The sequence below is a fragment of the Oceanobacillus zhaokaii genome, from assembly GCF_003352005.1.
Classification (GTDB): Bacteria; Bacillota; Bacilli; order Bacillales; family Amphibacillaceae; genus Oceanobacillus; species Oceanobacillus zhaokaii.
In genome coordinates this window covers 2,863,763-2,882,045 of the sequence record NZ_CP024848.1, presented here as the reverse complement: position 1 = coordinate 2,882,045, position 18,283 = coordinate 2,863,763, and the positions used below count along the sequence as shown (strand labels likewise).

Sequence of the window (18,283 nt, the reverse complement as noted above, 5' to 3'; positions counted from 1 at the left end):
ATGTAGTGTAGCAAAATTTATATGGTATTGCTTTTTCCGGATGCCAAGGTTTGAGGTTTTATCCCGAGTAAGTTCTTGATCTAGAAAAATCTCATATTCCCTGCCGAGCTATGAAAATTATATTGTAACTTGTCATCAAACGACAGTTTACTTATACTTGTTTTACACAAATGTAAACGTTTGATAATAGATAGAAAAAAATTAGGATTCTGTCAGAATTAGTGGTAAGATGCAGTCATAAAAGTTACGAAGGAGTGAGTCAAATGTCAGTTGATATCTATCTTACGTTTAATGGTAATTGTCGAGAAGCTGTATTATTTTATGCAGAGGTTTTTGGAACAGAGAAGCCTAAAATTATGACTTTTGGTGATCAGCCGTCTGACCCGGAATATCCTTTACCAGAGGGAACAGAGGATTTGGTCATGCATACGAGACTCAATATTGATGGAAGTAATGTGATGTTTTCCGATAATTTCCCTGGGATGCCGTTTGTTGAAGGTAATAACATTACTTTAGCTGTAATTAATAAAAATGAGGATGAGATTAGAGCCGCCTACGAGAAATTGAGTGAGGGTGGAGAAGTTGGATTGGAGCTTCAAGAAACATCGTGGAGCAAGCTCTATGGACAAGTAACTGACAAATTTGGAATCGGTTGGCAATTTAACTTGGATAGTGGAGGAATGGGATATTAATAAGTAAAGCCGAGTTTTCTAAAAACTCGGCTTTACTTATTGATATAAACAGATGTTACAGCAATAAATTCTTATTTCTATACCATAATGAATAAAATAAATAGATGACAGCAGTCAATCCGAAAATACCTGCACTGAATTGTATTGTAGTGATAATATTGTTTTGATGGGCCAAAATACTACCAACTGTAGGTCCAATCATTACGCCAAACCCTTGTAATGCCGAGAATATTCCCCAACCGGCCTCCTTTAGATTTTCTGGAATGTAGCTCGCAATAAAAGAATTCCAAGCGGGTAAATATAGGGCATAACATATCCCTAGAAAAACAACGATTGAGATTGTTACAGCAAGATTTGGGCTAATAATTAAAAATAATAGTGACATTGCAAGCAGACATAGGCCTATTATAAACAGAATTAATTTATTGGTAATACGATCGACTAGCTTTCCGATTGGTACGAGAAATAACAGTGCACTTCCTCCACCTAACAGCATTAACAAGGAATACTGATTCGTGGTTACCCCCAGAACATTAATTGCAAATGCTGGGAGAATAGGGATAATCATGCCGATTGCAATGCCCTGAAATATTAATCCAGGTACAACCACCTTACTTGTTTTTAATAAGCGGAACGTAATATCTCGTTGCTCCTTTAAATCGGAATGACGATAGGATATGTCCCCTTTGTTGGCAAGGCTATAAATTATCCAACCGAGGAGAACGAGTATTGGCAGAAACCACAAAATATGATGGATATTAAACTGCAAAAAGTGGTTCATCGTAACAAGCCCTGCACCGATTCCTGAAAGCCAGCCAAAATAAACAATGCTAATATTTTGACCACGTTTTTTATTTCCTGCTTTTGCTAATAAAATAATCCAAAGCGGGCAGACACCAATCCCTAATAAAAGGGCACTAAAAATCATTGTGAAACTATTTGTCCATGTAGCAGCAATTGTTAAGCTAACCAAAGAAATAAAAAAGCTTAAATGAATCACAAGATTGCTGCCAAGTGGTTTCATAACATAACCAATGATTAGGTTTGTTACAGAATCCCCAATAAAATGAATGGATACCGCCACCCCGATTATCGTTAAAGAAATCCCTAAAGGATGAATCGATAATCCAGGGAGAAAGCTAAAAATAAATGCGCCGCGCACAAATTCGATGAGAAAAAGGGCGATCACAAGTAAGAAAAATTCCTGCTTAGCGGAAATGCCTTTAAGAATAGCCATTTGTTAAATAATTTCCTTCTTTAGTTTTATTTGTTCGCTAGCAATTATCTCACTAACATTATCATAAATAACTTCAGATGCATTGGCATGGTATAAGGATTTCATCTGACGCTTCATCTCCCGTCGCAGCTTATCGTCGGAAATTACATTCGTTATTGCATCGATGAGTTTGTCAGGGTTGCCAACGTTAAGAGAAGCCCCATTTTGTTCAAAAAATATAGCATTTTCCCGTTCTTGACCGGGAACAGAGCGATATAAAATTAATGGAACCTGTACGGCTAATGCTTCACTTAATGTGATTCCACCAGGCTTCGTTACCATTACAGTAGCCATTTTCATTAAGTCGTCCATTTTATTTGTATAGCCTAAAATTTGCACATTTTTATTCTCACCGAATTTATTGATTAAATTCGTTTTGAGTTTTTTATTGTGTCCACAAACAACAATCACCTGATTATCCTCAATGTTAAGAAGACGATTGACGATATCTACCATATTTTTCAACACACCATAAGCACCAGAAGCAAGTAAAGTGAGAGGCTTATCGGAATTTAAACCATATGATTCAACTAATGAAGCACGATCAGATTGCTGTTCAAAGCTTGGTTCGATTGGTATCCCCGAAACTTTAATTTTATCTGGTGAAATCCCCTTTTTTACCATAGCAGCTTTCAAATCTTCTGATGCAACAAAATATCGCGTAATTTCTTCATGTGTCCAGTTATTATGCAGGCCAAAATCTGTTAAGACATTTACCATCGGAATAGGCGAACCGGATTTCCTCAGGAATTCTGGAACAACGACCATTGGAAATGTATTAATGATAATATCGGGATTAAAGGCCTTCACTAAATTTGCAAGCGTTTTTCTACCATAGTAGTTCATAAAATCTAAGGGCAAGCTATTCTTATCTTTATTGCCTGCGTAATAGAAGGAACCATATAGCTTCTGACCATATGAAAAGCTCTTAATATATAAAAACTTCGTCGCCTTCGTTAAGAGGGGGTGGGCTTCTAAATATAAGTCAGACTCAATGACTTCATTGCATCCGTTTTTCAGAAACGTTTCTTTAAGCGTTTTCGAAACCTTTAAATGACCATTTCCGTAACTACCGGTTAATATCAATATTTTCGAATTCTGTATCATCCAATCACCTTTCGTTAGAAAACTTTGTTGTCACCATGCTCATCAGTGACACCATTAGTTGCACTTATGCAGAAAGAAAGTATTATAGTTTCTTAACCTCCAAAAAATACTAATCTATGCCTACTTCGATAATATCAAATTCTTTTCATTATATTAAGAGTATAATGGATAATTATTAAAAATGTCTAAAGAAATTGTTAATTAATTATTAAAAACTAAATAATTCTGCTAGCTAAAGGAGGCTAACTGCCTGTCAGGGGTTAAAACAGAATCATTATAGAGTGATGGTAAAGTATAATTAATAGAAATTAAATGTGAAAGGAAATGCAACGTGGGTCCGTCCAATTTAAGTAAATTTACAAATGAGGCCTTGTTAGGAGATACCATCGTCCTGTATAGATGCGATTGCATGTAATAAGAGTAAAGTTTAATTTGAAGAGTGAATGAGAAGGATAAGAAAGTGTTGTTTATATCAGAGGTGAAAATTAGCCAAAGATGATGGAGCCTTATTTTGCCATGAAATGATTAGAAAAGAAGTACCAATTTTCTTATCCAAGCACTTCTTTTCCAATAGCGGTACATGCTTATTTTAATTCAAAAATACGAAAACCTAATGGTTGTACTCTGATTATAGATTCCAGCATAGCTGGTTTTTTCTGTAAAGATAAATGGTCTAATATTATCCATTCAACTATTTTACCAGTTTCCAAATTTAAGAGGCTGCTAATCGGAATCTCGCTTGCTGCCTTACTATTATTAACTACAAAAATTAACCTTCTTTCTCCATCAAATTTTTCATAAACGATACTATTTTGTCTGTTGTCTGTGTGAAGAAATCTAAATGAACCGCCATTACCGAATAGGGAGTCCGATTTTCGAAATTCGATTAGTAATTTTACATAATGAAATAGGTCTTGATCTTGTTTCTGTTCTTCCCATTCCATGCATGCTCGGCAGTCAGGATCATTACCACCAGTCATTCCGATTTCATCGCCATAATAAATACAAGGCGTTCCGATAAAAGACAATTGGAATAAATATAGCAATTTTACCCGGGCTTTATTTTTCTTTGCCAGTGTTAAGATCCTAGGTGTATCATGACTATCAAGCAGATTAAATGAAACCTCATTAACATTTGCAGGGTACATCGTTAGAACGTTGGATATGGCATTAGCAAAGCTACTTGCATCGATGGCATCTTTAGCAAAAAAGTCAATTGCTCCATTTGTAAATGGATAATTCATGACTGCATCAAATTGATCACCATGTAACCACGGCATCGAATCATGCCAGATTTCACCTAGAATATAAGCATCTGGATTCTTCTTTTTGACAACTTTGCGGAATTCTCTCCAAAAGGCATGGTCAACTTCATTTGCTACATCTAAACGCCAACCATCAATGTCAAACTCTTCAGTCCAATATCGTGCAACTTCAAGTAAATATGCTCTTACTTCTGGATGTTCTGTATTAAGCTTAGGCATTGATCCAACGTATGCAAATGTATCATAATTTGGTCTTGGCTCCTCGATAACTGGAAAATTACGTAAATGAAACCAATCTTTATAAGCAGACTTCTCTTGATTTTTCAAAACATCCTGAAATGGTGAGAAATAATAGCCACTGTGATTAAATACAGCATCTAACATTACACGAATACCACGTTGATGACATTCTTTTACTAGATGGCTGAACGTTTCTTTATCGCCAAATTGCGGATCAATTTCCATATAATCGATCGTATCGTATTTATGGTTTGAATGCGCTTTAAAAACAGGGGTGAAGTAAATTCCATTTATGCCTAGATCAACTAAGTAATCAAGATTGTCAATGACACCCTGAAAATCACCACCAAAGAAATTAGTCGGTGTTGGTTTGGATTTCCCCCAAGAAAGTGTTCCAGTTGGATTTAAACTGGGATCACCATTTGCAAAACGCTCCGGAAATATTTGATACCAAACCGTGTCTTTTACCCATTCAGGTGCCTTGAATACATCTGCAGCATTGAGAAATGGGAAGCAGAAATAGTAGGCAGTGTCATCAGTAGGAGCGACATTGTAAAAACCTTTTTCCGTATATACGAGTTTCTCCTTTCCGCTCTGTAGTTCGAATCCATACCGCAGCCGGCGAAAAGGAGGGGTTATTTCTACAATCCAGTAATCAAAAAATTCGTCCGATGCTTGCAATAGCATATTTTTACGACTAAATTGCCAACCATTTTCATCCCAATCGTAAGGATCTCCATGAATGATCTTCACCTGATCAATGTCGTGTTTTTTTGTTTTGAGGCGAATATGCAGTCTTTTTTCGTCATAGGCATAGGAGTAATTATTTTTTGGCCGGTGGTAAATTGCTTCACGAAACATCATTATCATTCCTTTCATTTAGAAGAGTCGAGCTTAGCTAAGTCTATGTAACTGTAATGTTAGAAAGTATTATCATTTTTTACTTCTAAGTACATAAAACCCCGCTTTCCTATATTGGAAAACGGGGTTGTTGTTAATAAACAAAGCATTGCCCTTATTATTTATAAATTCAATGTACAGCAGGATTTTTATATTGTCAATTACAATTCTTTAATAAATCTTGTATTTTCGTGAAGTCCTAATGAAAAAATGTTTTTCATAAAAAAATAGTGAAAACGATTGCATTAGGTTTCAAGACGGGCTATAATAAATTTATAAGTTGCGCAAACGTTTTCACAATCTTGTTTGCCTGCTATCATGCTAAAAGGGGGAAATGATTGAAAGGGAAATCGTGGATGCGAATGTTAAGGTCATGTTATCTTTGAATTTCTACGGAATAATAACGAGTCAGGCTAGGATACATTTAATCTTATAAAGAATTAATGTTGGTTAGCCTAAAACCAATGTATTAGATGGTTAGAATTATCAGACCGCAAAGTAGGGGAATTAGTTTGTTTTAGTTAAAGAGATTTGATAAACAGATAAGGGGAGGAAATAACAATGAATACTATAGGTTGGAAAAAAATGGCTCTCGGATTAGCAGTATCTGGTTCATTATTCTTAGCCGCATGCAGTGATAGTGAGGATACTTCCACCAGTGGAAGTGGTGAGGACAGTGGGGATAGCAGTTCTGCGACTTTAGAAGTCGGGATTGAGGAAGGCTATATTGATTTTGTAAATGAAATCGTTCCCAAATTTGAAGAAGAATACGATGTTACTGTTACAGTAACTGAAAGAGATTTATTTGACACTTTAGAGGCTTTACCATTAGACGGTCCAGCGGGGCTTGCTCCAGATGTAATGATTGCACCGTATGATAGAATTGGAAATTTGGGCCAACAAGGTCATTTAGCTGAAGTAACGCTTCCGGATGATGGTAGATATGATGAAGTTGATCAGCAGCAAGTCACAATAAATGAAAAGGTTTACGGATCACCTTTTGTTATTGAATCTTTAATTATGTATTACAACAAAGACTTAATTGATAAGGCTCCAGCTACGTTTGAAGAAATTGAAAAATTAACAGAAGATGAAAGGTTTGCTTTTGAATCTGAATCAGGAAAGAGCACAGCATTTTTAGCAAATTGGCTGGATTTCTATAATTCATATGGCTTACTTTCTGGTTATGGTGGATATGTTTTTGGTGATGAAGGAACCGATACATCAGATATCGGACTAAACACAGCTGAATCTATTGAAGCTATTGAATATGCAACGCACTGGTTAAAGGATATTTGGCCACAGGGTATGCTAGATGCTACTACTTCCGGTAACTTTATTGATGAGCAATTTACAAACGGAAAAGCTGCAGCCATTATTGGTGGACCATGGTCCGCAAATAATTATACAGAAGCAGGAGTTAATTATGGTGTTTCAACAATTCCAACATTGCCAAATGGAGAAAATTACCAACCTTTCGCTGGTGGTAAAGGCTGGATTATCAGTAATTATGCTGAAAACAAAGAGGCTGCACAAAATTGGTTGGATTTTGTAACAAATGATGAAAATCAACAACTGTTAGTTGAAATGAATGCTGAGGTTCCTGCTAATCAAAATACAAGAGAAGTTGTAGCCCAAGGGGACGACGAATTAACGATAGCTGTAATTAACCAATATAATTCTGCTGTTCCTATGCCGAATATTCCAGAAATGGCAGAAGTTTGGACTGGTGCACAAACATTAATGTTTGATAGTGCATCTGGGAATAAAACACCTGAACAATCGGCAAATGATGCAGTTGAAGTAATTAGCGGAAATATCGAACAGAAGTATCAATAATATCCTGCAATTTTTGGCAGAGATTAACTCTGATCTCTGCCAAATCTCATTCTTAGAGAAAGTGCACTTTTAGGGGGAGTGAAATAATTGTGAAGTACACAGAGCTAGATATAAAGCGCATTCGAAATGCGACATTGCTCTCTTTTATTCCAGGGTTAGGCCAATTTTATAATAAACAAGTTTTTAAAGGAATCGTATTTCTAGCTGTTTTTCTGTTATTTATTATAGAAATGATAGGGTTTGGTGCGGGTGCATTAGCTGGATTGGTTTCACTCGGCAGTGTTGCAGGAGAGCATCACTCTCTATTCATGCTGATTGAAGGCTCCTTGCAGCTCCTCATCATTGCTATCTTTTTACTGTTTTATATTGTTAACATATATGATGCAAGGAAAGTTGCGAAATTATGGGTTGAAAATAAAAAGGTAAATACTACTATTAAATCGATCATGAGCAATGTCTCTGACAGTGGTTTTCCATACTTATTAACAATTCCAGCATATCTTGCAATGATATTCGCCATTATCTTTCCAGTTTTAGTAACATTACTGATCGCTTTTACAAACTATGATTTCTATCATATTCCACCAGCTAGTTTAATTGATTGGGTAGGATTTAAGAACTTTGTCAGTATATTTCTTCTAAGTTCATATAGAGATACATTCATGTCTGTTTTAAGCTGGACGATTATTTGGACAGTATGTGCAACAACCTTGCAAATTGTTATCGGTGTCTTTACTGCGGTCGTATTAAATCAAAAATTCATCATCGCTAAAAGATTCTTTGGTATTATCTTCTTGCTGCCATGGGCTGTACCTGCGTTTATTACCATTATGAGTTTCTCAAATATGTTTAATGACAGCATTGGTGCAATAAATACACAAGTAATTCCGCTTTTAGATTCGCTTCTGCCATTTATTGATTTAGGTGCGATTCCATGGAAGACAGATCCATTTTGGACTAAAATTGCAATTATTATGATTCAAGGATGGTTAGGTTTTCCTTATATATATGTTTTGGTGTCAGGTATTTTACAATCCATTCCAGAAGAACAATATGAAGCAGCGAAAATTGATGGTGCAAACGCAATTAAACGATTCAGGCATATTACATTGCCTACGATATTCATGATAGCTGCACCTATTTTTATTACACAGTATACAGGTAACTTTAATAATTTCACGATGATTTATCTATTTAATGAAGGTGGCCCAGGCAGTATCGGTGCAGGAGCAGGATCAACTGATATTTTAATTTCCTGGATATATAAACTAACAACTGGAACTTCACCACAATATTCTGTGGCAGCAGCGGTAACATTGTTTATTTCTGCCTTTGTAATTATTATTTCCTTACTTGTATTTAAAAGAACAAGAGCTTTTGAAATGGAGGATTAATAATGAATCTCTTTAAATCCCAAAAATTTTCCCTGTCTCTAAGCAAGTTCTTTACTTACTTTTATCTTATCCTATTAGCAATTATTATCATTTATCCACTATTGATAACAGCAAGCTCAGCATTTAAAGCAGGAAATATAACTGCTTTTGACTTGAACTTTAATGCTAATTGGACGCTAGATAATTTCAGGAGACTATTTACTGAAACCCTATATGGTGATTGGTATTTGAATACTTTAATTATTGCTGTTATTACGATGGTTGTCCAAGTTGCGATCATTACGTTAGCCGGTTATACGTATAGCAGATATCGTTTCATTGGAAGAAAAAGAAGTTTAATGTTCTTTTTAATTATTCAAATGGTACCGACGACTGCTGCATTAACTGCTTTCTATGTTATGGCCTTGCTTTTTGGTGCATTGGACCAAAATTGGTTCTTAATATTCATCTACATTGGTGGGGGCATTCCTATGAATACTTGGCTGATGAAGGGATATTTTGATACGGTGCCAATTGACTTGGATGAATCCGCTAAGCTTGATGGAGCAGGCCATTTTCGAATATTTATCCAAATTGTATTGCCTTTGGTGAAACCAATGCTAGCTGTTCAAGCCCTGTGGGCCTTCATGGCACCATTTGGAGAATATATGCTTGCAAGGTTCCTGTTGCGTACACCTGATAATTTCACAGTAGCAATAGGACTGCAAACCTTTATTAATAATCCAATGAATCAAAAAGTAGCACTTTTTGCAGCTGGGGCAATCTTAATTGCTGTACCAATTAGTATCCTATTCTTTATGCTGCAAAAGAATTTTGTATCAGGATTAACTGCAGGTGGAACAAAAGGTTAGCATTGGGGTAATGCTGCTAATTTTAGAGAAATGAAGTGAGTAAATGAAAACAGATATTTTCCCATTAAATTATATTAAGACAATATGGACACCAGTAAAAGTTTTTAGAGGACGTCATCAACTAAATTGGTTGCAAATTATTATTATTTTCCTGTTTTTAAATGCTTTGATAATGATACCAGTCTCCTTAAACTTTGCAAAAATGGACGCATTCCCTATCGAAGGAACTTTTCCAAATGCATTCGCATTAATTGATGAATCTGTAGTTACAGAGGTGAAAGAAGCGAAATTCACAAACGGGAGAATGGAATTACCTTCCAGCTTCCTTTATACAAGTAATAAAGGGGTGATTGGTGGGGATATATCAAAAGTAGAGGCAGATGAACTGATCAAGGAAGAAAATGCAATAATATTTCTAGCAGATAAACTGATAATAAAAGAAGGAAACAATCCGATTTCAGAAGTGACATATACAAAGGATTTTACCTTAGATAATGTGACAACGATTGATGAATTGAAAACTGCTATATCACAGCAATGGTTCATACAAAATAAAGGATTTATTGTCGGAAGTCTAATTCTTGCTGTTTTTAGTCTGTCACTCGCTAGCATTGTATTTATCGTACTAGGATCATCCATTTTCATCTATTTTACAAGAAAAGGACAATTTTCTTCCATAAAAACTTTTAAAGAATCCGTAAATTTAATTGTAAATGCGATGGGGCTAGCTTCCGTAATATCAATGGTTATCGGACTCATTCGATATGATATGATCACGATGCTAATGATTCAGTCATTCGGAACGGTACTCATGATATTAGCTGTTTTCTATAAAACTCGTTTCAATGATGACGCAGCAGTATAATGCGCCTGCTTAGTTCGCATTTGATCTAAATAGCAGCGACAAAAAATGAAGTAAATAAAGATTAGATGGTGAGAGAATGGTAACAATTAAAGACGTAGCAAAGGCAACCGGAGTATCTCCCTCTACAGTATCTAGAGTTATTGCAGATAATCCAAGAATAAGTACAGAAACAAAGAAAAAGGTTAGAAAAGCAATGAAGGATTTAGGATATTATCCTAACATTCATGCTCGTAATCTAGTTGTGAAATCATCCAATGCGATTGGAGTTGTTATGTCTTCATCTGCTGACAAAGCATTACAAAATCCATTTTTTCCAGAGGTTTTACGCGGAATCGGATCTGTTACTCATAAAAATGAATATTCAATTACACTTTCTAGCGGACAATCGGAAGAGGAAATTTTAAGTGAAGTAAAAAGTATGGTCTATGGTGGCTCAGTGGATGGTGTAATTCTACTTTACTCTCGAATAAATGATGGTGTAACAAACTTTTTACGTGAACAAGATTTTCCATTTGTCATCGTAGGAAAGCCGGTTGAAGATATTGAGCAAGTCACACATGTAGATAATGATAATTTTAAAGCTGGAAAAGAGATAACAAATTATTTAATCGAACAGTTACATGAACGAATTGCTTTTATAGGAGGATCAAGGGACTTGATGGTGACGATGGATCGCGAATCAGGGTATCAAGTTGCATTAGAGGAAGCAGGATTACCTAATGTCGATGAATATAGAATCCAAACGGAATTTCTAAAGTCGGGTGGTCAGGAAGCCGTCGAGTGCATCTTAGCTATGAAACATCGTCCAACAGCAATCGTTGTAAGTGATGATTTAATTAGTCTTGGGGTGGTGAGTATGCTAGAAAAGTCAAATATACGAGTTCCAGAAGACATTTCAATTGTAAGCTTTAACAATGTCTATCTTTCAGAAATAATCCGTCCAGCGCTCACTACTGTTGATGTTCATATTTATGATTTAGGTGCAAAGTCGGCAGAAGCGATAATAAACAAAACAAATAATAAGTCAGAGCCCGCAAAAAGAATTATTATTCCGCATAACATCGTTTACCGAGATTCAGTTATTAGTCGCAGGTAGGAAAAATATTGTCTCTAAAGAGGAATGTTACAAAGTAAGAAAGAATACTAGTGTATGCAGTACAAATAGGAGGAATACAATTATGAATATCGTCGTATGGAACGAATATCGTCATGAGAAAAAGGATCTGGAAGTTGCGGAAATCTACCCAAATGGGATCCATGGAACTATCGCAGCATTTCTACAAGAAGACTATGAAAATGTGAAAACAGCAACATTGGATGAACCGGAACATGGATTAACGGATGAAGTGTTAGCAAATACGGATGTGTTAATTTGGTGGGGACATCTAGCACATGACGAAGTGAGCGATGAGGTTGTTGAAAAGGTTAAACATCGTGTCCTCGAAGGAATGGGGTTAATCGTTTTGCATTCGGCCCATTTTTCGAAGATATTTAAAACGCTGATGGGTACTGGCTGTGATCTGAAGTGGCGAGAAGCGGGGGATAAAGAACGTTTATGGGTTGTTGATCCTACTCATCCAATAACTGAAGGGATTGGTCAGTATATCGAACTGGAGCAGGAAGAAATGTATGGTGAGCACTTTGATATACCAGCACCAGATGAGTTAATATTCATTGGCTGGTTTTCAGGTGGGGAAGTATTTCGCAGTGGAGCAACCTTTAAACGAGGTAAGGGGAAGATTTTCTACTTCCAGCCAGGACATGAAACGCATCCAACGTACCACCATAAAGACATTCAGCAAGTTATTAAAAATGGGGTAAGATGGGCAGCAAGCATCAACACTCCAACACCAACCTATGGTAATCACAAGGCATTAGAACAAATTTAATTGGGAGAGTGAAGAACATGACAAAATTACGTGTTGCAGTTATTGGTTGTGGAAGTATTGCGAAGTATCGACATTTACCAGAGTACGCGCTAAATCCAAATGTCGAGATAGTTGCGGTTTGTGATCTTGTAAAAGAAAGAGCAGAAGAGGCAGCAGCGAAATATCAAGCAAAAGCATATACGAATTATGAAACATTATTGCAGACTGAAAAGCTAGATGCAGTCAGTGTTTGTTTGCCTAATTACTTACATGCACCAGTTTCTATTGCTGCATTGAACGCTGGGAACCATGTGTTATGTGAAAAACCAATGGCAACTTCACGTGAAGAAGCAGCACAAATGATTGAAGCTGCAAATAAAAACAATAAGAAATTGATGATTGGTCATAATCAGCGCTTCGTTTCTTCTCACCAAAAAGCGAAACAGCTAATCGAAAAAGGAGAAGCAGGAAAAATTTATAGCTTCCGTACTGCCTTTGGACATGGTGGACCTGAAGGCTGGAGTGTTGACGGAAAAGATAGCTGGTTCTTCAACAAGAATCAAGCATTTATTGGTGCTATGGGTGATCTTGGTGTACATAAGGCAGATTTGCTTCGTTATATACTTGGAGAAGAGTTCATTGAGGTTGGAGCATTTGTTGAAACGAGTGCAAAAGAGGATACAGATGTCGACGATAATGCCGTGTTTATTTTGAAATCAGTGAGTGGTGTCATTGGTACATTAGCTGCAAGCTGGGCATATACGGCTAAGGAAGATAATTCAACGATTATTTACGGAGAAAATGCGATTTTAAGATTGGAAGACGATCCGGATTTTTCCCTTATTGTGCAGTATAAGAATGGCGAGGTTGTAAAGTATGAATTAGGTGGAATTCAGTCTAATGAAGAAGGTGGGCAGACAACCACCCATGTAATTGATCACTTTGTCGAAGCGATTGTTGAGAATAAAGAGCCATTAATTAATGGGGAAGAAGGAAAGCGATCGCTCGAGGTCATTTTAGGAGCAATCGAATCTGTTGAATCGAAAAGTATTTACCAATTGGAGCGTTGAGGTTTATGACGAAATTAAAAATGGGAATTATCGGCGTTGGTGGCATTGCACAGGGAAGACATATTCCTTCATACCTAAAGCTAAACGATAAAGTAGAAATTATTGCTGTTCAAGATTTGAATATTGCTCGCGCAGAGGAAGTAGCTAAGAAATATGATATTCCTCAGGTGTTTACAAATTATCATAAGCTCTTTTCCGTTGTAGATGCAGTGACAATTTGTACGCCAAATAAATTTCATGCAGAGATTACAATAGCTGCCTTAGAAGCAGGGGTTCACGTTCTATGCGAAAAACCGATGGCCATTACAACAACTGAATGTGAAGCAATGATTGCTGCAGCGGAAAAAGCGAATAAAGTCTTAAGTATCGGGTATCATTATCGCCACCTAGAAGTGGCCCAGGTTGCAAAGCATGCGGTACCTGACATTGGTGATCCACTCGTAACGAGGGTACAAGCACTTAGACGCAGGAAGGTACCTGGGTGGGGCGTGTTCACCAATAAGGAATTACAAGGTGGTGGAAGTTTAATTGATTATGGCTGTCATTTTCTTGATTTGGCACTTTGGTTATTAGACGATCTAAAGCCTGTTGAAGTAACTGGTACAACTTATAACCGTCTGAGTAAAACACCAAATCAACTAAATGACTGGGGAACCTTTGATCATGAAACCTTTGATGTCGATGATCATGTTACTGCCTATATTAAATTTGAAAATGGTGAGTCGATGTTTTTCGAATGTTCTTGGGCTGCGAATATAAAGGAGGATACGAATCATCTCAGTATTTCTGGTGTTGATGGAGGACTGAACGTGTTTCCTTATGAATTCTACCAGGCTAAACATGGAACATTTATGACTACAGGTGCAACATTATCTGATGATCAGCTGGAAGCAGGATTACTTCAAGCGGAAAACTTTGTTGAAGCTTGTCTTGGAGAAGCGGAGTTAATTAGTAAACCAGAGCAATCTTTACAAGTTTCAAGAATAATAGAAGCAATTTACCAGAGCAGTGAAATGGGAAAGAGTGTAAGACTAGCATAATCATTAGAAAAGATGGAGGAGATCATATGAAACTAGGAGTATTTACCGTATTGTTTTCTGGAAAACCATTTGAGGAAATGCTGGATTATGTAAAGGATGCAGGATTGCAAGCAGTAGAGATTGGTACTGGAGGAAATCCTGGCACGGCACATTGTGATGTTGATGAATTACTGGAAAGTGAAGAAAAGCGCAAAATATTTTTAGAAAAGATTGAATCACGTGGATTAACGATTAGTGCATTTAGCTGCCATGACAACCCGATTTCACCGGATAGGGCACATGCGCAGAAATCACATGATACATTTATTAAAACAGTGAGATTAGCGGAATTACTGAATGTGCCTGTCGTTAATACGTTCTCAGGTGTTCCTGGTTCCAATGAAGATTCCAAATTACCAAACTGGCCTGTCACACCATGGCCAACAGAGTATTCAGATATTCTAGAATGGCAATGGGAGAAAAAATTGATTCCATACTGGAAAGAGCAGGGGCAATTTGCGAAAGATCATGGTGTAAAGGTTGGTCTCGAACTTCATGCTGGATTTCTAGTCCATACACCATATACGATGCTTAAATTGAGAGAAGCAACGAATGATGCGATTGGTGCAAACCTTGATCCGAGTCACTTATGGTGGCAGGGGATTGACCCAGTTGCCGCAATAAAAATACTCGGTAAAGAAAACGCAATCCATCACTTCCATGCAAAGGATACGTACATTGATCAGGATAATGTCAATATGTATGGTTTAACAGATATGCAAGCCTACTCGAAAGTACAGACCCGAGCATGGAGTTTCCGTTCGGTTGGCTATGGACATAGCATTCAGGAGTGGTCGAATATTGTGAGTGCATTACGTACTTATGGTTATGACTACGTAATAAGTATCGAGCATGAGGACCCAATTATGTCAATTGATGAAGGCTTTAAGGCTGCTGTACGGAATTTGAAGGCAGTTAATATTGAACAATCACTCGATAATATGTGGTGGGCATAAAAATATGCCCCTTCAGAAAGTTTGAGTTGTTCACTTTCTGAAGGGGCTGTGTTATATAAGCTGTAAGCGATTTGCTGTCATCGACCACCTTTGGCTCTTTTTATTAACAAAAATAAAATATCATTTTGCGTAAATATTTTGTTTATTAAACAAATTCCAGATTTTATATGTTTACTTTCTCATACCTTTTTTCAAGGGTTCATTGATTGCCTTCCTGTCTTATGCAGCTTTTTATCGACTCTGCTTAAAAATAACAAATAATAATGAAATGTAAGGGGGAGAACTATGAAAAAATGGTGGAAAGAAGCGGTTGCGTATCAAGTTTATCCACGTAGTTTCATGGATTCGAACGGGGATGGTATTGGTGATATTCAAGGGGTTATTTCTAAACTAGACTATCTTCAGGATTTAGGAATCGATGTAATCTGGATGTCGCCAATCTACCAATCTCCGAATGATGACAATGGCTATGATATTAGTAATTATCAGGAAATCATGCCTGAATTTGGAACGATGGCTGATTTTGATCAATTACTAGAGGAAGTTCATCGTCGGGGAATGAAATTAATTATGGATCTTGTGATTAATCATACCTCGGATGAGCATCAATGGTTTATTGAATCAAGAAAGTCAAAGGACAGCGATTATCGCGATTATTATATATGGCATCCGGGAAAAAATGGTTCAGAGCCGAATAACTGGGAATCAATTTTTGGTGGTTCAGCATGGAAGTATGATAAAACAACAGAAGAATATTTCCTCCATGTTTTCTCAAGTAAACAGCCCGACCTCAATTGGGAAAATCCCAACGTAAGAAATGAGTTATATAAGATGGTGAATTGGTGGCTAGATAAGGGAATAGATGGCTTCCGAGTTGATGCAATCTCTCATATTAAAAAGCGTCCAGGACTCCCGGATTTACCAAATCCAAAGAAGAAAAAGTATGTATCATCATTTGCAGGTCACATGAATCAGGACGGCATCCAAATTTTTCTAGATGAATTAAAGGAAAAGACATTTGCAAATTATGATATTATGACGGTCGGCGAGGCTAATGGAGTTAAGGCTAAAGATGCAGATGAATGGGTAGGTAAGGAAAATGGCAAGTTTAATATGATTTTTCAATTTGAACATTTGGATCTATGGGGCAAGAAAACAAAAACAGGTCTTGATATCCATGCCTTGAAAAGGACGTTGACAAAGTGGCAGAAGGGGCTTGAAGGTATTGGCTGGAATGCACTATTTCTGGAGAACCATGATCAGCCGCGCTCTGTTTCAACCTGGGGAAATAGTGATATTTATTTAAAGGAATCTGCCAAATGTCTTGCAACGATGTACTTCCTCATGCAGGGAACACCATTTATTTATCAGGGACAAGAAATTGGCATGACAAATGTGCATTACCCATCAATCAATGATTATGATGATGTCGATGCGAAAAATCTATACGATAATGAACTGGCAGCAGGAACACCTGTTGAAGAGATTATGGAAGTAATTTGGAAAACAGGTCGTGATAATTCGCGGACACCAATGCAATGGGATGATACAAAAAATGCTGGCTTTTCTAAAGGAAAGCCATGGCTTAAGGTGAATCCAAATTATTCAGAAATAAATGTAGCGAGTGCAATGGATCACTCCGACTCGATTTTTTATTTTTATAAATTGCTAATTAAGCTGAGAAAAAATAATCCAGTATTAATTTATGGTACCTATGATCTTATTTTGGATGACCATGATCAGATTTTTGCTTATACACGAACACTAGATGGTGAGAAAGTACTGATAATGACAAATCTCTTTGCCGTGGAAACTAAGGTGAAGTTGCCGGAGAAAGTAAGATTGGGAGCATTATGGATGGCGAATTATGATGTTCGTATAGATGAAATAGAAAGCGTGCTGACATTTAAACCTTATGAGGCTAGAGTGTATAAGTTGATATAATACTACGCAAACTGCTTAAAGATATGATAAATAGTAATCAGGCTGAGTCGAATGGTTCAGCTTTTTTCTTGTTGACATCCCGCATTAACTAACTGTAAGAACTCGACTTCATGATTTCGTGAATGATAAAGAATCATAAACAGGGAATCAACAGTAGTAAAAAGTCTGAAAGTGAAGTATTATGTTATAAAGTCCCTTTGTTTGAAAATGATTCTCATTATCAATATAATAAAACTATAATAATTTTCTTGGAGGGGCGGTTATGAGCAAAATCTTACTGCTCTATGCTAGTGCAACTGGAAATACGGAGTTGATGGCTAAGGCAATGGCAAATCATTTAAGAAATAATAATAATCATGACGTTGTTGTAAAGATGTTTGATTATGATGAAATAGAAGTAAAAGAACTTGAAAACTATGATGGTATATTATTTGGAGTTTACACTTGGGTTGGAGGCGATCTACCATTTGAAGTTGAGGATTTTTATGATCAGCTTGACGGTGTAAATATCAAAAGGAAGCCATTTGCTGTCTTCGGATCGGCAGATTCTTTTTATGATGAATTTGGTACTGCGCTTGATTTGATGTATGAACGATTTGAGAAACTTGGTGCCGTAATGGTCCCGGAAAAGCTAGTAGTTGATTTAGAGCCAAGTCAAGAAGATATTAAGAAAAGTGAACAGCTTTCTGAGAAGCTATTACGATTAATTAGTGGGAGTGAGCTGGACGTTAAGTAATATATTATATCGGAATGAATACGAATAATTTTGCAGATAAGAGGGTGTACAGCTTTCTTATCTGCTTTCTGTTCTATACTAACCTTTTCGCTGTGTCTTGTCATAAATGAAATATTATTTCGTTAATAGTGTTATTTAATGACATAATATTATATAATCTATAAACATAAGAATATACCAAATGAATCTGAAGGGGGGAAA

Annotated in this window: 15 protein-coding genes; 12 read left to right on the top strand and 3 right to left on the bottom strand. The window is 36.7% G+C overall.

Annotated features, from left to right (window positions below; all coding sequences use genetic code 11):
• Positions 1-263: 263 nt before the first annotated feature.
• Positions 264-692, top strand: a complete 429-nt coding sequence (locus CUC15_RS14600; RefSeq protein ID WP_114917364.1) for a VOC family protein — start codon at positions 264-266, stop codon at positions 690-692.
• A 55-nt stretch (positions 693-747) separates the two neighbouring features.
• Here CUC15_RS14600 and CUC15_RS14595 read toward each other — a convergent pair whose 3' ends face one another.
• From CUC15_RS14595 to CUC15_RS14585, 3 genes are all read right to left on the bottom strand, one after another.
• On the bottom strand, positions 748-1,929 hold the full coding sequence (locus CUC15_RS14595) for an MFS transporter (RefSeq protein ID WP_114917363.1): 1,182 nt from the start codon (positions 1,927-1,929) through the stop codon (positions 748-750).
• A 3-nt stretch (positions 1,930-1,932) separates the two neighbouring features.
• Positions 1,933-3,075, bottom strand: a complete 1,143-nt coding sequence (locus tag CUC15_RS14590; protein ID WP_114917362.1) for an MGDG synthase family glycosyltransferase — start codon at positions 3,073-3,075, stop codon at positions 1,933-1,935.
• A 584-nt stretch (positions 3,076-3,659) separates the two neighbouring features.
• Entirely contained in the window at positions 3,660-5,441 is a 1,782-nt protein-coding gene (locus CUC15_RS14585) for an alpha-glycosidase (RefSeq protein ID WP_114917361.1), read from the bottom strand.
• Between the two features lie 600 nt (positions 5,442-6,041).
• On the opposite strand from CUC15_RS14585, the gene CUC15_RS14580 reads away from it, so the two are divergent.
• The 11 genes from CUC15_RS14580 to CUC15_RS14530 all read left to right on the top strand — a co-directional run bounded on the left by CUC15_RS14580 (position 6,042) and on the right by CUC15_RS14530 (position 18,082).
• Positions 6,042-7,319, top strand: a complete 1,278-nt coding sequence (locus CUC15_RS14580) for an extracellular solute-binding protein (RefSeq protein WP_114917360.1) — start codon at positions 6,042-6,044, stop codon at positions 7,317-7,319.
• Between the two features lie 89 nt (positions 7,320-7,408).
• Positions 7,409-8,713, top strand: coding sequence for a carbohydrate ABC transporter permease (locus CUC15_RS14575; protein ID WP_114917359.1), 1,305 nt, complete (start codon positions 7,409-7,411; stop codon positions 8,711-8,713).
• Between the two features lie 2 nt (positions 8,714-8,715).
• Positions 8,716-9,564, top strand: a complete 849-nt coding sequence (locus CUC15_RS14570; protein WP_423241344.1) for a sugar ABC transporter permease — start codon at positions 8,716-8,718, stop codon at positions 9,562-9,564.
• 43 nt (positions 9,565-9,607) lie between these two features.
• On the top strand, positions 9,608-10,429 hold the full coding sequence (locus CUC15_RS14565) for a DUF1189 family protein (protein WP_114917357.1): 822 nt from the start codon (positions 9,608-9,610) through the stop codon (positions 10,427-10,429).
• 76 nt (positions 10,430-10,505) lie between these two features.
• Positions 10,506-11,525, top strand: coding sequence for a LacI family DNA-binding transcriptional regulator (locus CUC15_RS14560; RefSeq protein WP_114917356.1), 1,020 nt, complete (start codon positions 10,506-10,508; stop codon positions 11,523-11,525).
• Between the two features lie 82 nt (positions 11,526-11,607).
• Positions 11,608-12,318, top strand: a complete 711-nt coding sequence (locus CUC15_RS14555; RefSeq protein WP_114917355.1) for a ThuA domain-containing protein — start codon at positions 11,608-11,610, stop codon at positions 12,316-12,318.
• A gap of 17 nt (positions 12,319-12,335) precedes the next feature.
• On the top strand, positions 12,336-13,367 hold the full coding sequence (locus CUC15_RS14550; RefSeq protein ID WP_114917354.1) for a Gfo/Idh/MocA family protein: 1,032 nt from the start codon (positions 12,336-12,338) through the stop codon (positions 13,365-13,367).
• Positions 13,368-13,372: 5 nt separating this feature from the next.
• Positions 13,373-14,407: a Gfo/Idh/MocA family protein gene (locus CUC15_RS14545; RefSeq protein ID WP_114917353.1), complete on the top strand. Its 1,035-nt coding sequence runs from the start codon at positions 13,373-13,375 to the stop codon at positions 14,405-14,407.
• Between the two features lie 26 nt (positions 14,408-14,433).
• Entirely contained in the window at positions 14,434-15,402 is a 969-nt protein-coding gene (locus tag CUC15_RS14540) for a sugar phosphate isomerase/epimerase family protein (RefSeq protein ID WP_114917352.1), read from the top strand.
• 285 nt (positions 15,403-15,687) lie between these two features.
• A complete protein-coding gene (locus CUC15_RS14535; RefSeq protein ID WP_114917351.1) occupies positions 15,688-17,346 on the top strand; it encodes a glycoside hydrolase family 13 protein in 1,659 nt (552 codons plus the stop codon).
• Between the two features lie 262 nt (positions 17,347-17,608).
• On the top strand, positions 17,609-18,082 hold the full coding sequence (locus CUC15_RS14530) for a flavodoxin domain-containing protein (RefSeq protein WP_114917350.1): 474 nt from the start codon (positions 17,609-17,611) through the stop codon (positions 18,080-18,082).
• The last annotated feature ends 201 nt before the right edge of the window (positions 18,083-18,283 follow it).

Bases quoted from the DNA above. Each gene is read 5' to 3' on its own strand.
- CUC15_RS14585 (WP_114917361.1), bottom strand. From the start codon at position 5,441: ATGTTTCGTGAAGCAATTTACCACCGGCCAAAAAATAATTACTCCTAT.
- CUC15_RS14595 (WP_114917363.1), bottom strand. From the start codon at position 1,929: ATGGCTATTCTTAAAGGCATTTCCGCTAAGCAGGAATTTTTCTTACTT.
- CUC15_RS14590 (WP_114917362.1), bottom strand. From the start codon at position 3,075: ATGATACAGAATTCGAAAATATTGATATTAACCGGTAGTTACGGAAAT.
- CUC15_RS14565 (WP_114917357.1), top strand. From the start codon at position 9,608: ATGAAAACAGATATTTTCCCATTAAATTATATTAAGACAATATGGACA.
- CUC15_RS14550 (WP_114917354.1), top strand. From the start codon at position 12,336: ATGACAAAATTACGTGTTGCAGTTATTGGTTGTGGAAGTATTGCGAAG.
- CUC15_RS14560 (WP_114917356.1), top strand. From the start codon at position 10,506: ATGGTAACAATTAAAGACGTAGCAAAGGCAACCGGAGTATCTCCCTCT.
- CUC15_RS14545 (WP_114917353.1), top strand. From the start codon at position 13,373: ATGACGAAATTAAAAATGGGAATTATCGGCGTTGGTGGCATTGCACAG.
- CUC15_RS14530 (WP_114917350.1), top strand. From the start codon at position 17,609: ATGAGCAAAATCTTACTGCTCTATGCTAGTGCAACTGGAAATACGGAG.
- CUC15_RS14600 (WP_114917364.1), top strand. From the start codon at position 264: ATGTCAGTTGATATCTATCTTACGTTTAATGGTAATTGTCGAGAAGCT.
- CUC15_RS14555 (WP_114917355.1), top strand. From the start codon at position 11,608: ATGAATATCGTCGTATGGAACGAATATCGTCATGAGAAAAAGGATCTG.
- CUC15_RS14580 (WP_114917360.1), top strand. From the start codon at position 6,042: ATGAATACTATAGGTTGGAAAAAAATGGCTCTCGGATTAGCAGTATCT.
- CUC15_RS14540 (WP_114917352.1), top strand. From the start codon at position 14,434: ATGAAACTAGGAGTATTTACCGTATTGTTTTCTGGAAAACCATTTGAG.
- CUC15_RS14535 (WP_114917351.1), top strand. From the start codon at position 15,688: ATGAAAAAATGGTGGAAAGAAGCGGTTGCGTATCAAGTTTATCCACGT.
- CUC15_RS14570 (WP_423241344.1), top strand. From the start codon at position 8,716: ATGAATCTCTTTAAATCCCAAAAATTTTCCCTGTCTCTAAGCAAGTTC.